Below are 15,370 nucleotides of genomic sequence, written 5' to 3'. Positions count from 1 at the left end.
TTAAGCCTTGCCCAACCGTCCGGTCTGTCCCCGATCGCGCAGATAATGGTCGGCAATGGCGCAGGCGACCATGGCCTCGCCGATCGGCACGGCGCGGATGCCGACACAGGGGTCGTGGCGGCCCTTTGTGCGCACATCGACATTATGGCCATCGGCATCGATGGAGCGGCGCTCGGTGAGAATCGAGGAGGTTGGCTTGATGGCGAAGCGGGCGATAACAGGCTGCCCGGTGGAAATGCCACCAAGAATGCCGCCGGCATGATTGGAGAGAAACAGCGGCTGCCCGTCATTGCCCATGCGCATCTCGTCGGCATTCTCCTCGCCGGTCAATTCTGCCGCGCCGAAGCCATCGCCGATCTCCACGCCCTTGACGGCGTTGATCGACATCAGCAGGCCGGCAATATCCTGGTCGAGCTTGGCATAGATCGGCGCGCCGAGGCCCGCCGGCACACCTTCGGCCACGACTTCCACCACCGCGCCGACGGAGGAGCCGGCCTTGCGGATGCCGTCGAGATAGTCTTCCCAGACGGGCACGCTTGCGGGGTCCGGGCAGAAGAAGGGGTTGTTGTCGACCTCGGCCCAGTCCCAGCGCGCGCGGTCGATCCGGTGCTTGCCGATCTGAACCAGAGCGGCACGAACGGTGAGCCCAGGCACGACCTTGCGGGCAATCGCGCCCGCCGCCACGCGCGCCGCCGTCTCGCGTGCGGAGGAGCGGCCACCGCCGCGATAGTCGCGGATGCCATATTTGACGTCATAGGCATAGTCGGCATGGCCGGGACGGTAGCGCCGGGCGATTTCACCATAATCCTTGGAGCGCTGGTCGGTGTTTTCGATCATCATCGAGATCGGCGTGCCCGTCGTCGTCAGCGTCTCGCCGTCCTCGCCGGGCATCACTCCCGAGAGCACGCGCACCAGATCCTCCTCGCGCCGCTGGGTAACGAAGCGGGATTGCCCAGGCTTGCGCTTGTCGAGATAGGCCTGGAGTTCGCCAAGCGTGAAGGAGAGCCCGGGCGGGCAGCCATCGACCACGCAGCCGAGCGCCGGGCCATGGCTCTCGCCCCAGGTGGTGACGCGGAAAAGATGGCCGAAGGTGTTGTGCGACATGGACTGAAACCGGAATGCGGCCCGCGCGATGGCGCCGGCCTGTTGTGCTCGGCGCCCGTCTTACTGCATGTCGCGGAAAAGTGGCAGCCGGTTTTTCATCGCCGATGCCGGTGCGTCATGCCACGGTTCGGGCCGGCACGTTCGCATCAGAGAGCATGTAGCGCAGGAAGGCATCCGGCGGCAGGGGGCGGGCGAAGGCATAGCCCTGCAGCGTGGTGCAGCCGAGATCGGTCAGGAGTGCCGCCTGTTCCGGCGTTTCCACGCCCTCGGCGGTGATGCTCAGATCCAGAGAAAGACCGATATCGACGATCGAGCGCAGCACATGGCGCGCGCTCGGATCGGTGAGAACCGGGGCGACCAGCCTGCGGTCGATCTTCAGCCCGCTCGGCCGCGTGCGCAAAAGGCCGAGGATCGAGGTGTGCCCTGTGCCGAAATCGTCGATCTCGACATCGATGCCCAGCTCCTTCAGGCCTTGGAGGTTGGCATTGACGGTCTCGCTGCTCTCGTCGAGGAAAATCGATTCCACCAGTTCGAAGCGGAGCCGGCCGGCCGGAACGCCGGCCGCTTTCAGCCCTGGAATGAGGTCGGGATCGGCCAGCCGACGCGCCGACACATTGACCGAAAGCTTGGGCACGCGCACATCCGCCGCTGCCCAGCGCAGCGAATCGGTCAGTGCCCGGCGCAGCACCGCCTGGTCGATCAGGGGAACGACGCCGAGCTCTTCGGCGACCGGCAGGAAGCGGTCGGGCGTCAGCACGCCCTCGCGCGGATGATTCCAGCGGATCAGCGCCTCGGCCCCGACCAGCGCGCCGCTCACCGCGTCGATCTGCGGCTGGTACCAAGCCACGAACTCATCGCGCTCCAGCCCTTCCAGCAGCTCATCGGCGACGCGTTTGCGCATGATGATCTCTGCCTGCAGGCTCTCGGTGTAGAATTCGACGCGGTTGCGGCCATTCTCCTTGGCTCGATAAAGCGCGATATCGGCATTGATCATCAGCTTGGCCGCATCGGCAGCCATGGCGCCGCCAATCGCGATGCCGATGCTGACGCCGGTCCGGCAGGACAGGCCCTGGTAGTCGAAAGGCTGGCGCATGACGGACACGATGCGCTCGGCCATCGCCGAAAGCCCGTCCGCGCCGATCGCGCGCGCAACGATGATCACGAATTCATCGCCACCGATGCGCGCCACCATGTCGCCCGGCCCCACATGGGCGCGCAAGACCTTGGCGGTCTGTACCAGCACGGCATCTCCGGCCGCATGTCCAAGCGTATCGTTGATCTGCTTGAACTGATCGAGGTCGAGATGCAGAAGGGCCGCGCCAGCCAGTCCCTGGGGACGGCCCGCCGCAATTTCCGCCAAACGCCGGTCCAACTGGCGGCGGTTGCCAAGGCCGGTCAATGGATCGTGCAGGGCATTGAAGGCGATCTGGCTGTTGGCCTCGGCAAGATCCCGGTTCTGCGCCTCGGCGGTCGCCTTGGCCTTGCGCAGCTCCTCAGTCATGGTCACGTCGTCGGTGATATCGACGCTGATGCCGATCAGCTTCATCCGGCCATCGGCATCCAGATGCGGCGCGCCGAAGCTGCGCACATGGCGCACGGCGCCAAAGGGCAGACAAACGCGATATTGCACGCGATAATCCGTGTAGGGTGCGCAGGCCGCGCGCCGCAGCGCCGCCAGACAGGCCTCGACATCATGCTCATGCAGGGTCTTGCGCCATTTTTCCGGGCCGATCTGGCCTTCTTTCGGGCTGCGGCCATGCAGATCATACATCCGGTCGTCCCAGGTCTGGACCGCGCTGACCGGATCGAATTCCCACACGCCGATTCCCGATGCGCTGAGCGCGAAATCGAGGCGCTGCGACAGGCTCATCACCTGGCGTTCCCGCCGGCGCAGCGTGTCCAGCGTATTGCGGCGGTCGTTGACGAGCAGCGCCACGAAAAAGGCGATGAGGGCGGAAAGGGCCATTGCCCCGGCAATCAGCCTGTCGGCAGCGCCGGTGCTGGGCGGCGCCTGGTTCCAGCCCTTGGCGGGAACGGCGGCAAGTTCCCAGCGTGCGCCCGACAGCGCCAGAATGCGGCGCACGGGCAAGGCCTCGAATATCTTGTCCTGGCCGAAAAAGGCGTGTTGCGCGGTGTTGTCCAACGCAATATCGCGGATCGCCAGTTGAATAGATGCAGTGCGCGCCGGGTTGTCGCGATCCTCCTGCAAAGCATTCATATGCACGGCGGCAAGCAGTGCATCCGCATCGATGGCGGCTTCGACAACGCCCCAGAAGCGGCCTGGCACCGGTTCGCGCTCATAGACGGGTGCGAACACCTCGAAGGCCGTCTTTCCGTCCGGCAGGCGCATCGGTCCGAAAATCGATGGCCGTGCACTGGCATGCGCCTGTTCCACTGCCCGGCGCATGACAGCAAAGCGCGTCAGGTTCGTGTTCGGGACCAAGCCGGACCCATGTCCACTGCGGGCGGACACGGCGCTGATCCTGGCATTGGGCGCCAAGGCAATGCGCAGGATATTCGGGTTGCGCAAAAGCGCCGATCGGCCGAGCTGGGGGAAGGTGCGGTTAAGGCTGTCGGGATCGGCGGCGATCAAATCGGCAAAGCCCGTCAGCACCGACATGCTGGCACCGACCTGCGCTTCCAGCCGCGTCGCCACGATGTTCAGCTCGTTTTCGACCTTGATTCGAAGCTCGCTGCGAAACACGTGCTCGTTTTGAACCCGGTAGAACATGGCGCCGGCAAAGACGGCAACCGCCGTCAGCACCGCGCAGACCAGGGACGGCCTGATGATGTGCGCCAGCCGCGCCATAGGGTCTTTGACATCCTGTGCCGCTGCCACTGTCCGAACGATCTCCGCAATTCGAGCCTAACGATAGTGCGGCAGAGATGAACAATTCCTTACCGCGTGTGCCGTAGAGGTCTTTGCAACCATGTCCGGATTGTGGCAAGAAATTTTAACCAATTGTATACCTTACGAAAAACTTCACCGGGATCATCGATTTGTCATGGCTTTGGGCGATTTTTGCCACAATGGCACGCCACACATCATCCGGCTTGCACATGATCCGTTTCGGCACAATGCGGGACAGGGAGGGGCGCCTTGGCGTTTCGTCCAGCCCGCCGCCGACAGCCGGCTTGCGTAGTGATCGTCGAATCAAGGATGTTACGGGCTGGACGCGATCAGCCCTGTTTGGCCAAGGAGGGAGAGCGGGATGCGATTCGTAGTGGTGACCCTGATGGCTGCGGCCGCCGTTTTCTCCCCGCTTGCGGCCTTTGCCGACAGCGCTGATGTCGAGGCGACCATTACCAGCGTCGATACGGAAAAGCTCAGCCTGTCGCTCGATGACGGCAAGAGCTATCAGGCGCCTGAAGAATTCGATTTTGACGGGCTCAAGGCCGGCGTCAAAGTCGTGGTCTTCTACACCGAAATCGACGGTAAGCGCGTCATCAACGATCTGGAAGTCGTCAAGTAAGATTGCGTCTCGCCAAGGGGATACTCAAGGGTTTCCGTCGGCGAGATCCGGTGTGATCCAGCCGATGGCGCCGTCGTGGATCATCAGGATCCGGTCCTGGGGAATGGCGCCCATCGCCGCTTCATCCGGCGTCATGGCGCCAAGCAGCTTGAACAATGCGCGGATGACGCCGCCATGGCTGACGCAGACTGTCGGCTTGTCGACGTCCGACAGCCAGGATGCGATGCGCCAGGACAGGATCTCGTAGCTCTCGGCCGCTTCGCCCGGCGGCAGAAAATCCCATTTCGATGCCTCGCGTGCCGCAAGTCTCTGCGGATCGCGCATTTCGACCTCCGGCAGGGTCAACCCTTCCCAATCGCCGAAGGAAACTTCCTTCAGCCTGGCATCGACCCGATATTCCGTCGGGGCCAGGCCCATGGCGGTGCGCAACCGTTCCATGGTCTCGCGCGTGCGCGATAACGGGCTTGCCACGAAGTCAAAGCGAGCGATATCGGGGCCGACCAGGCGCGCAAGGGCGAGACCGTTGCCCGTGGCCTGCTGGCGGCCAATCGCATTCAGGGGAATGTCGCATTGCCCCTGGAGCCGCAATTCGGCGTTCCAATCGGTCTGACCATGGCGGATCATGTAGATGAGCACGGAATGGTCTCCCGGATCGATTGCTGGCGTCAGGCGCAACTTTGGCCTGATCGCGTCGAGATCTCCACCCGCCGCTGCCAAGCCGGGCCGAAAGGGAAGGGCCCCCGAGTTGGCCACGGCAATTCGAAATACGCCGAGAAGCGGACATGTCGTGGCAGGATCGAGCGCTGGGGCACAAGGCCGCCTCGTCCGATCTGCTTTCGGATTGCTGCGCGCTCAGTCCTTGACGACGCTGATGTCGGGCGCATCCACGGCTTTCATGCCCACGACATGATAGCCGCTATCGGCGTGATGCACTTCACCGGTCACCGAGCGAGAGAGATCGCAGAGGAAATAGAGGCCGACATCGCCCACCTCTTCGATGGTCACAGTTCGGCGCAGCGGGGCGTTGTATTCGTTCCACTTGAGAATATAGCGGAAATCGCCGATGCCGGATGCCGCAAGCGTCTTGATCGGGCCGGCCGAGATCGCATTGACGCGGATATTTTTCGGGCCGAGATCGACCGCCAGATATTTGACGCTGGCCTCGAGCGCCGCCTTGGCCACGCCCATGACATTATAGTTCGGCATGACCTTCTCAGCGCCATAATAGGTCATGGTCAGCAGCGAGCCGCCCTCGGTCATCAGCTTCTCCGCCCGGCGTGCCACCGAGGTGAAGGAATAGACCGAGATCTGCATCGTCTTGGTGAAATTGTCGGGCGAGGTATCGACATAGCGGCCGGTCAGCTCGTCCTTGTCGGAAAAGCCGATGGCATGGACTAGAAAGTCGATCTTGCCCCAGAGCTTCTCGATATTGTCGAAGACGGCGTCGATCGAGGCTTCGTCGGAGACGTCGCAATGGCCGGCCATCACCGCGCCGATCTCGGCGGCCAGAGGCTCGACCCGCTTCTTCAGCGCATCGCCCTGATGCGTAAAGGCGATCTCGCCGCCTTGGGCATGAATGGCCTTGGCAATCCCCCAGGCGATGGACCGATTGTTGGCGACGCCCATGATGATGCCGCGTTTGCCCTTCATCAGACCACTCGTCTCGGTCATGCTCTAGCCCTCGATGCTCTCGTCCGCCAGCAATGAGCCGGGACGTCAGGAATTCTTGCGATCAAAAGGACATGCGCTGCGAGAGGCAGGTTCAGGCCCGTTTATCAACGGTTTGCCTATGGCATAGGCCCCGCAGCGGTTCAAGCGCGGGCCGGATCAGGAACTGTTAGTCCCCGTAATATTGGGTCAGGGCCTTCAGCCTGTCACGATAGCGTCACAAAACCAGGCCGTTGCGCTGGCTGCGCATGAGATCGGTCAGCTTTTCGTCAGGCTTGTCCGACAGGGCCAGGCGTAGCGTGACGATGAGGTCGCCGCGACGGCCTTGGCCATCGTCCAGCCCTTGGCCTTCGAGAAGGAAGGGCTTGTCCGGGCCCGACCAGGCCGGCACCACGAGCTTGGTCTCGCCCGAAAGCGTCGGTACCGTCAGCGTGCAGCCGAGAACGGCGTCGATCAGGGGAATGGTCACGTCGCTGCGCAGGTCGTATCCGTCGACCTGGAAGCGTGGATCGGGCGTGACCCTTACACGAACGATGACATCGCCATGGAGATAGCCGGGCAGGCGGTACCCCTGTTCCTTCAGCTGGATGACGCTGCCATCCGTTGTTCCCGGCGCAAGCGTCACGCGCATCGCACGGTCTTCCGGCAGCTGGATATCGACCTTCTCCCGACGGAAGATCTCCGCCAGCGTGACCTCGACATCGGCGAAAATATCAGGCGCTTTCGGCTGGCCCGCTGGCTTCGGCCGCTGCAATCCATCGCGCAGCCGGCGCATCAGGCTGCTGACCCCGGCCAGGGCATCAGACGGTGCGTCCGCTTCGCTGCCAGAGGGCGCAGGTTCGCCGCGCGCCTCGGGCTCTGGACGCTTGGTCGATGCGCTCGATGCGGCGCCTTGGGGTTGGGCCGATGCAGGGCCGGCGGCTGGCCCGGCAGAGGGCGGAGCCTGTGTGCGTCCAGCTGCGCGATCTGCTTCCGGCGACGCGGCCGACGGGCGCGCCTGGGCAGACGCGCCGGCACCCGGGCCTCCGGCGGGACGAGCACGGACGCGGCCTTCCGAGGCGAAGATCCGGGTCACGGCTTCCTCGGCCGTTTCCGCGTCCACTGTCTGGTCCTTCTGGCCCATCCGCCGCTTCATTTCCTCCATGCGTCGCAAGTCCGCGGCGCGGCGCGCCTCGTCATAACGGGCACGCAGCGTCGGGTCGCGCAGGATCTCATAGGCGCGGCTGATTTCGGCAAAGCGGGTGGTTGCGTTGGGATCGTCGGGATTGTGATCGGGATGCACGGTCTTGGCCAGACTGCGAAACGCAGTCTTGATCTCGTCGGCGCCGGCACTTCGGCGCACGCCCAATATGGCATAGAGGTCGCGCATCATCTGTTCATGCTCCGCTTGCTGATTGCGGATCGCTACTCCCACGGTGCCTGCGAGGAACATCACGCAGCGTGAAGGCGGTCCGGCAAACGCGTCAGGAGCAAAGCATGGGAAGCAGGTATTTAAGGCAATCTTGCCATCGGGCGGTCAGATGCGCGCAAAGCTTGATAAAGCGGCGACTATCGGAGCCCGTGGTTAATGTCTGTTCAAGATTTATCGTAAACGCGCGGAGTTGAGGCTCCGGCGCTAGCTGCGGGCGGCAAAGCTGCGCACGATCCAGATGCCATTGCCGTCGAGACAGGTATCGCCATCGAACTTGGCAATCCCCTGATAGGAATGGCGGGTGGTGGTGAAGCTGCGGCAGACGCGCGTGCCTTCGCGGCGTTCTTCGACACGCTCGATGACGCCGGCACTGCCGGACGCGCTGTTGGCCCAGGGGATCGGCGTTTCCGGATTGACGCTCGGATTGGCCTGCGTCACCACGTCCTTCACGGTGACAGCATCCGCCATGTCGGCGCTCGCGACCTTGGGCGGAATGGCGCCTGTGGACAGGCTGGTGTCGACACTGCGGGCCAGATCCGCGCCCGTGCCGAAACATCCCGTCAAGGCCAAGCTCATGCCGAGCATGACCGAAAGCCGCAGGAGCAAGAAACCCATTGTCCCAACGTTCCCTTTTGCTATGTCTTGCACGGCATTCCTGTCAGCTTGGCACGGCGTCAATGTGTCGGGGGCGGGAAAACCACCGCGTGAGCACAGCGCCGCTTTCGGCATCGGGTCGATAAACTGTGTCGGTCCCGCCACAGCGGCACGGAAAGGAAATATGACGGAGACTGGGTTAACAACCGGTGACTTTACCGAAACGGATGAGCCGTTCTCCCTCTTCGATCTCTGGTTGAAGGAGGCAACGGCGAGCGAGCTGAACGACCCCAGTGCCACCGCTCTGGCCACGGTGGACGAAGATGGGCTTCCCAATGTTCGCATGGTTCTCCTGAAGGAGGTCGATTCGCGCGGTTTCGTCTTCTACACCAATTTCGAGAGCCAGAAAGGCCGGGAAATCCTGGCGACGCGCAAGGCCGCCATGTGCTTCCACTGGAAGTCGCTGCGCCGGCAGGTGCGGCTTCGCGGGCCCGTGGAGGTGGTGAGCGACACCGAAGCGGACGCCTATTTCCGGTCGCGCCCGCGCGGCAGCCGCATCGGCGCCTGGGCGTCGAAGCAGTCGCGCCCGCTCGAAAGCCGCTTCGCGCTGGAGAAGGCCGTGGCGGAATTTACCGCACGCCATGCGATCGGCGAAATTCCGCGGCCTTCTTATTGGTCCGGCTTTCGCATTCGGCCGCTGTCGATCGAGTTCTGGAAAGACGGTGCCTTCCGGTTGCATGACCGGATCGAATTCCGCCGCACTGAGCCGGACGGCGCCTGGAGCAAGGTGCGGATGTATCCCTAGACTTGCGGATGCGGCGGCATTGGCAGATGTCGCGCGCCGCCGCGAAGGGCCCTTAGCGGCGGCGAAGGGTGAAAGGAATACCCGATATCAGCGCCGAGACCTGCCAGGGCGCCTGATAATGGCCGTTCAGGGATATGCGCGGCAGCGCGGCCTCGTCAGCATTGGCTGTCACCACCGCAGGGCGGGTGGTAACGCCAATCATGCCCGCCCGGCGCACCAGCGCGCAGTCGCGCGGGCTCCAGGCCTCGTCGTCGCCATAGGGAAAAGCAAAGCTCGTGGGCGCATGGCCGGCGATACCGGCGACGAAGGCTTTGGACGCAAAAATCTCTTGCTCGGCCTCGGCGGCGTCGAGGGCTTTGAGCGCGCGGTGACTGACCGTATGCGCGCCAAGTGCCGCGCCGGGCACGTCGAGTAACTGCCTGAGGCCCGGCTCATCGAGGATCAGGCGCTCGGTGAGGGCCAGGGGATCGAGGCCGGCGGCCATGGCGGCCGCATCAAGCCTGGCGATCGCTGCCTTTTCATCCGTATTGCGGATCGTCCACGCCCACCGGTCGAAGGCTGCCTGCCTGGACGCAATCGTCTTCAGTTCCAGCTTCGCATCGTTGACCAAGGGGTCATTGATGCGATCGGCCTGTTGAAGAAGCTCTGCCAGGGTTTCCCACCAGAGCCCGTGCCGACGCTGGACGAAGCCTTCGACGACGAAGACCGTGAAGGGGATGTTATGCCGCGCGAAGATCGGCGCCGCATGGTCGAGATTATCACGATAGCCGTCGTCCAGGGTGATCGCGATCAGGGGAGATTCGGATGGATCGCCATCGCCCAGCAGATGCTCGCGCAGCGTATCGAGGCTGACGAAGCGGGCACCATCGCGTTTCAGCTGGAGAAGGCTGGCCTCCAAACGGGCGGGCGTGACTTCGAGATGCGCATTTGGCGCAAAGCGGCTGGCAGGCCTCGGCTGAACACGATGGAGGGTGAGAACGGCGCCGAGGCCGCGCGCCCCCTTCATCAGGCCCAAGGCCGCGACGCCCCATGAGAGGGCGAGGCCGCCTTGAATCACAGCCTGACGGATGAGGCGTACAGCTCCTGTCAAACCATGGCCTTTGCGAGAAGATCCTGAAACGAACGGGACAACTCTAGCCACCGGATCTTAACTGACGCTAAAGCGTACCTTAGATGTTTCTGAAGTAAAACGACGAAAGGCGGACCGTGAAGCCCGCCTTTCTCAGTCGCCGATTCAGTGTCGATCGCTATCGAGCCGATCTTACATGCGGATATACATGGTCTCGTCGTCCCGCTGGCGGCCGCCGATGACAGCGGCAACACCGGCAGCAATGGCGCTGATCAGCAGGGAGATCGTTCCGAAGAGAGCGGCCATGGCGCTGCTCTTACGGGCGGTTTCAGCTGCCTGCTGGGCCTTGTTCTTGGCGTCTTCAGCGCTCTTCAGCACTTCGTCGATCCGGCGGTTGGCGTCGGCTTCCGAAAGACCGGTGCGGGCCGCGATCAGCTGGGCGAGATAGGTCCGATCGCCTTCCGGGATCGAGCCGGTGGTCGCGCCATTCCACAGGATCCGCGAAACCTGCGCCGTGGCGTCCTGATTGGCATTCTGGGCCGGATCGGCGGGATTGGCCGGACGCATCAGACGATCCACCAGATAATTGGCGGCTTCGTCCGTCCGGTCGGAGGAAGCAGCGGTCGCCGTAGCGGCCGTTGCGGCGGTGGAGGTGACAGCACCGGCAGCCGAGGAAACCGCCTGAACGCCCGTGCCGACCGTCGAGGAAATCACGGAGCCGAGGAAGCCTGCTGCAACCAGTGTCGCAATGGCCCAGGAGAGAATGCCGTGTGCCGTATCGCGGAAGAAGACTTCGTCATTGTGCAAGCCACTCCACTTCGTGCGCAGCCGGCCAGCGACGTAGCCGCCGAATGCCGAAGCGAGCAGCTGAATGATGATGAGGCCGACAGCCGCCGAAATCGCGAAGGTCGACGCCGATGCCGACTCGTTCGGGAAGGGCGAAATCATCGTCAGGCCGAGGCCCGAGCCTGCAAGCGTCAGCACCAACGTGACCGCTGCGCCGGTGACCGCACCGGCAAAAATGGCGCCCCAGCTAACAGCCGAGGTCGAAGATTCAGCCGTTGAGGCAATGAGGTTGCCGGAGGAATGCGAGACCATGGACGGCTCCTTAACGCAAGAACAGGGCAAGAAGGATGATGACGGGGATCGGCACCCCTAAAAGCCACAGCAGAATCGAGCGTCCCATGATGTTTCTCTCCTTCGTCTACGCCTGCCGACGGGTGTGCAGCCGTTTTGTCGTTCGCGCCCTTAACGGCACAGGTCGCCCTTTGTTCCCTCGCGGCTCTCTTCCTTGCTTTTTTCTGCCTGATAAGACTGGCTTTTTAGAGTTTAAGCGATGTTTAACCTTGCCGCGTGTTGACGCTGTTCACCGGCTGTCTGGTTTCGAAGTTTTTCACCCGGCGCGATAGGTTTGGTCGTCCGAACGGCCAGGTTTTCGCTTGGCCTCAGGAGAACAGCTTGAGGAGAGGAAATGGGTAACTTCACGTTTTCAGCAAAAAATGCAGTCGATCTTGACGATCTGGTCCGAGAAAGCCTCGATGATATCCTGGATTACGACAAGGAGCAGTTTACAGCGTCAGGCATTGTGCTGTCCGATCGCAACGGCGACAGCATGCGTTTTACGGGCAGCAAGCTGGTCTACATCAAGTCCGGTGGCGAAGTGGTCGGCATTAAAAGTGGTGCGATCACCGGTGTGAGCGTCGTCAAGGACGGCGTCAAATTTCTCGATGCCAAGAGCCTGACGATCAAAGGCACGGATTTGGCAAAGGCCATCGACAGCGGAAATACCGAGGCTTTTGTCAGAACGCTTCTTTCCGGCAATGACATGATCAAGGGATCGGCGGCGAACGATCATCTGTGGGGCGGGGCAGGCAATGACCGGATCGACGGCAGCGCCGGCAACGACATACTGCGCGGCGACAATGGCAATGATGTGCTTCTCGGCGGCTTGGGTGCTGATACGCTCGATGGCGGCGCAGGTAACGACACGCTGACCGGCGGCGCAGGCAGCGACCGTTTCGTGTTCTCCGCAGGCAAGGACAAGGCGACGGACTTCAAGGCCAAAGGAAGCGCTTTCGACACGGTCGATCTGAGCTTCGCCACGAAGATCACGGATTTTGCGACCCTTCAGGCCAGCTATATGAAGCAGGCTGGCGCCCATGTCGTCATCCAAGACGGCCTCGGCGACACGCTGACGCTGCAGAACGTCAAGATCGCCGATCTCAGCGCCGACAATTTTTTCTTCGTCGGCTGAACGTCGTTGGTCCGGCCGCGCGATGAAAAGACGCGGCCGGGCTCATCGAGCCGTTGTCGATATAGCCGTGACCGCCGCACGCGTCAGACCCGCGCGTTGACCGCCTGAACATGCAGGAAGATGCCGACCACCCGGGTATCCGCGACCGTGGGAAAAGCCTGGGCCAACTCTTCCGATGCGCTGGGCTCTCCGAATTTGGTGATCGTCAGCCCGGCGCCGACGATCGCATCGACCCACCAGGACAGCGTGCGGTGGAACCGCGGAATGACGAAAGGCGCAAAGGCCTCCTGCCTCTCTTTGGGTGCGGCCGAGAAGATCCAGCGCTCGACCTGGCCTTGGCTGTCGTCGAAATAGCCCGCAATGGTCGCACCGGTCACGCGTCCCTCGGCGTCGCGCAGGGTTTTGCGATAAGGGGGCACGAAGCAGGGATGCAGGATTGAAAATTGCAGAAACCCGCCGGGCTTGAGCACCCGGGCGATCTCGCGCAACACGCTGTCCTGGTGCGGCATGTCCATCAGGGACATGAAGGCGGTAACGAAATCGAATCGGGCATCCTCGAACGGCAGCTCATGCGCATCCGCCATCTGGTAGACGATGCCGAGAGGCTCCCGCGCCTCGACCTCCTGTGCATGCCGGATGAAGGTCGGCGAGATGTCGACGGCTTGCATCAGGGCACCGTACTCGGCCACCTTGCGCGTGTTGGAGCCTTCGCCACAGCCAACATCCAGGCCCGCCAGCCCCTCAACTGGCGGCAGCATGGCGAGAAAGGCCGGCGTATTCAGCGCATCGCGATAGATGTCATAACCTTCGCGCGAGAGCTGCGTCCACGCTTCGGCATTGGCCTCCCAGAAGGCCGCGACCTCTTCACGTTTCATCGGTTCATCTCCGCTGGCTGACATGACAGGCAGCGGAGATAACACAGGCTTTGCGACAGAAGCATGATTTGCCTGTCACGCGCCCGGCCAGTCCGTCTGGAGTATCCGCAACGGACGTTCAACCAAGCGCGCGATGATAAAAGCGCGTATCCACGCCCATGCGCGGAAAACGTTCAGGCAGTGCCGAGGGGGCGATCGCGGCAAAGCCGTTCTTTTCATAGAAGCGGTGCGCGGCCAGGAATTGCTCCGTCGTGCCAAGGAAGATGTCGGCCATCCCTTTGGTGCGCGCATGGGCCAGCAGCGTGTCGAGCAGTCGCTGGCCGGCGCCGATCTCCCGGCCCCGCGCCGTCTTCGCCACGAACATCTTGCGCAGAGCCGTCTGTCTATTCCCCAGATCCTTCAGTGCAATGGTGCCGACGATCTGCTCATCCAGCTCCGCCACCCAGAAGCCGCCGGCATCTGCGCCATAGAAGCCGGGGATGTCGGCAAGATCTGGCTGGTCGTCAGCCGTGATCGCGATTGAGAATTCTTCACGCTGGATCGGCAGGATCACATCGACAATGCCGGCTTCATCCCCCGACGCATAAGGACGAATGGTCAGCGGCATCCGCGTCAGGCCTGGGTGCCGCCGACCGTCATGTCATTCATCCTGAGATGCGGCTGGCCGACGCCGACGGGAACCCACTGGCCGCCCTTGCCGCAATTGCCCATGCCGGTGTCGAGCTTCATGTCATTGCCGATCATGGTGATGCGCTTCATCGCGTCGGGTCCGTTGCCGATCAGCATGGCGCCCTTGACCGGCGCGCCGATCTTTCCATTCTCGATCAGATAGGCTTCCGTGCAGCCGAACACGAACTTGCCGGAGGTGATGTCCACCTGACCACCGCCGAAAGAGACCGCGTAAAGCCCTTTCTTCACAGAGGCGATGATCTCTTGCGGCGGCTTGTCGCCCGAGAGCATATAGGTATTGGTCATGCGCGGCATCGGCACATGCGCATAGGACTGGCGGCGGCCATTGCCCGTGGGGCGCATGCCCATCAGCCGGGCATTCTGCCGGTCCTGCATATAGCCGACCAGCTTGCCGTCCTCGATAAGCACATTATAAGCCGAAGGCGTCCCCTCGTCGTCGATGGTCAGCGAGCCGCGCCGCTCCTCGATCGTGCCGTCATCGACCACGGTCACGCCCTTGGCGGCAACCTGTTCGCCCAGCAGGCCGGCAAAGGCCGAGGTCTTCTTGCGGTTGAAATCGCCTTCGAGCCCATGGCCGACGGCTTCGTGCAGCATCACGCCCGGCCAGCCGGAGCCGAGCACGACGTCCATGCTGCCGGCGGGCGCATCGACCGCGTCGAGATTGACCAGCGCCTGGCGCAGCGCCTCATCGGCCCCGGCCTTCCAGCTCTCCTCCGTCACGAAATCAGCGAAACCGCGCCGGCCGCCAACGCCGTAGCTGCCGGATTCCTGACGGTCACCATCGCCTGTCACGACGGAAATGTTCAGACGCGTCATCGGGCGGATGTCGCGCATCCGCTCGCCATCGGCACGCAGGATTTCGACGACCTGCCAGCTGGCGGCCACGGTCGCGGTCACCTGGCGGACCTTGGGATCCTTGGCCCGCAGATAGGCGTCGATCTCTGACAGAAGCGCGACCTTGGCCTCGAAGCTCGGCGCGCCAATCGGATTGTCCTCGCCGTAAAGCCGGGCATTGGTCTTCTGCGGCGCAGCAGCATAGGAACCGCCATAGCCGCGGGTAACGGCACCGACGGCTTCGGCTGCGCGCTTCAGCGCAGATAGAGACAGTTCCCCGGAATGGGCGTAGCCAACGGCTTCGCCGGCAACGGCGCGCAGGCCGAAGCCCTGATCGGTGTTGAAGCTGCCGCCCTTCAGCCGGCCATTGTCGAAGGAAAGGACCTCCGACTGGCCATGCTCCAGATAGAGCTCGCCGTCATCGGCCCGCGCTAGGCTTTCCTTCAGCACGGCCTGGATGGCCGCTTCATCCGCGTCAAACAGCGCGATCAGATCGTTCGTCATGGCGGGAGGCTCCTGAGGATAGCGGGCGGAGATGTGATATCCATGTAGAGGCAGCCACCGGCCTTCGCAAGGCGGCCCACCCAAGGCCA

The 15,370-nt window shown here is 63.0% G+C and carries 14 protein-coding genes; 3 read left to right on the top strand and 11 right to left on the bottom strand.

The features are described 5' to 3' along the window. Positions 1-1,104 (bottom strand): chorismate synthase, encoded by a 1,104-nt coding sequence (gene aroC, locus BMX61_RS04935; RefSeq protein ID WP_075629105.1) that lies wholly within the window; start codon positions 1,102-1,104, stop codon positions 1-3. 115 nt (positions 1,105-1,219) lie between these two features. Beyond that, positions 1,220-3,913: a bifunctional diguanylate cyclase/phosphodiesterase gene (locus tag BMX61_RS04930; RefSeq protein WP_075629104.1), complete on the bottom strand. Its 2,694-nt coding sequence runs from the start codon at positions 3,911-3,913 to the stop codon at positions 1,220-1,222. A gap of 403 nt (positions 3,914-4,316) precedes the next feature. Here BMX61_RS04930 and BMX61_RS04925 point away from each other — a divergent pair, with 403 nt between their 5' ends. Next, positions 4,317-4,577, top strand: coding sequence for a DUF1344 domain-containing protein (locus BMX61_RS04925; protein WP_075629103.1), 261 nt, complete (start codon positions 4,317-4,319; stop codon positions 4,575-4,577). A gap of 24 nt (positions 4,578-4,601) precedes the next feature. Here BMX61_RS04925 and BMX61_RS04920 read toward each other — a convergent pair whose 3' ends face one another. The 4 genes from BMX61_RS04920 to BMX61_RS04905 all read right to left on the bottom strand — a co-directional run bounded on the left by BMX61_RS04920 (position 4,602) and on the right by BMX61_RS04905 (position 8,271). Further along, positions 4,602-5,213 carry a histidine phosphatase family protein gene (locus tag BMX61_RS04920; protein ID WP_075629227.1) on the bottom strand — a complete coding sequence of 204 codons (612 nt, stop codon included), beginning with the start codon at positions 5,211-5,213 and terminating at the stop codon, positions 4,602-4,604. Positions 5,214-5,429: 216 nt separating this feature from the next. Next, positions 5,430-6,248 (bottom strand): enoyl-ACP reductase FabI, encoded by an 819-nt coding sequence (gene fabI, locus BMX61_RS04915; protein WP_075629102.1) that lies wholly within the window; start codon positions 6,246-6,248, stop codon positions 5,430-5,432. 214 nt (positions 6,249-6,462) lie between these two features. Then, the gene (locus BMX61_RS04910; RefSeq protein WP_234794597.1) at positions 6,463-7,617 is read right to left on the bottom strand and encodes a DnaJ C-terminal domain-containing protein; all 1,155 of its coding nucleotides are present in this window, start codon (positions 7,615-7,617) and stop codon (positions 6,463-6,465) included. Between the two features lie 243 nt (positions 7,618-7,860). Next, on the bottom strand, positions 7,861-8,271 hold the full coding sequence (locus BMX61_RS04905; RefSeq protein WP_234794596.1) for an RT0821/Lpp0805 family surface protein: 411 nt from the start codon (positions 8,269-8,271) through the stop codon (positions 7,861-7,863). A 163-nt stretch (positions 8,272-8,434) separates the two neighbouring features. Here BMX61_RS04905 and pdxH point away from each other — a divergent pair, with 163 nt between their 5' ends. Continuing rightward, entirely contained in the window at positions 8,435-9,055 is a 621-nt protein-coding gene (gene pdxH, locus BMX61_RS04900; RefSeq protein ID WP_075629100.1) for a pyridoxamine 5'-phosphate oxidase, read from the top strand. Positions 9,056-9,107: 52 nt separating this feature from the next. On the opposite strand, the gene BMX61_RS04895 is transcribed toward pdxH, so the two are convergent. Further along, positions 9,108-10,061, bottom strand: coding sequence for a polysaccharide deacetylase family protein (locus tag BMX61_RS04895; protein ID WP_083639593.1), 954 nt, complete (start codon positions 10,059-10,061; stop codon positions 9,108-9,110). Positions 10,062-10,316: 255 nt separating this feature from the next. Next, on the bottom strand, positions 10,317-11,222 hold the full coding sequence (locus BMX61_RS04890) for a hypothetical protein (RefSeq protein WP_075629098.1): 906 nt from the start codon (positions 11,220-11,222) through the stop codon (positions 10,317-10,319). Between the two features lie 373 nt (positions 11,223-11,595). Here BMX61_RS04890 and BMX61_RS04885 point away from each other — a divergent pair, with 373 nt between their 5' ends. Continuing rightward, positions 11,596-12,378, top strand: coding sequence for a calcium-binding protein (locus tag BMX61_RS04885; RefSeq protein WP_075629097.1), 783 nt, complete (start codon positions 11,596-11,598; stop codon positions 12,376-12,378). An 83-nt stretch (positions 12,379-12,461) separates the two neighbouring features. Here BMX61_RS04885 and BMX61_RS04880 read toward each other — a convergent pair whose 3' ends face one another. The 3 genes from BMX61_RS04880 to tldD all read right to left on the bottom strand — a co-directional run bounded on the left by BMX61_RS04880 (position 12,462) and on the right by tldD (position 15,281). Continuing rightward, positions 12,462-13,253, bottom strand: a complete 792-nt coding sequence (locus BMX61_RS04880; protein ID WP_075629096.1) for a class I SAM-dependent methyltransferase — start codon at positions 13,251-13,253, stop codon at positions 12,462-12,464. Between the two features lie 118 nt (positions 13,254-13,371). After that, positions 13,372-13,860 carry a GNAT family N-acetyltransferase gene (locus BMX61_RS04875; RefSeq protein WP_075629095.1) on the bottom strand — a complete coding sequence of 163 codons (489 nt, stop codon included), beginning with the start codon at positions 13,858-13,860 and terminating at the stop codon, positions 13,372-13,374. 5 nt (positions 13,861-13,865) lie between these two features. Then, positions 13,866-15,281, bottom strand: coding sequence for a metalloprotease TldD (gene tldD, locus BMX61_RS04870; protein WP_075629094.1), 1,416 nt, complete (start codon positions 15,279-15,281; stop codon positions 13,866-13,868). Between the last annotated feature and the right edge of the window lie 89 nt (positions 15,282-15,370).

It is taken from the genome of Xaviernesmea oryzae (genome assembly GCF_900109605.1).
Classification (GTDB): domain Bacteria; phylum Pseudomonadota; class Alphaproteobacteria; order Rhizobiales; family Rhizobiaceae; genus Xaviernesmea; species Xaviernesmea oryzae.
Note: the sequence above shows the minus strand (reverse complement) of the source record. Positions and strands in the feature narration are given on the sequence as shown.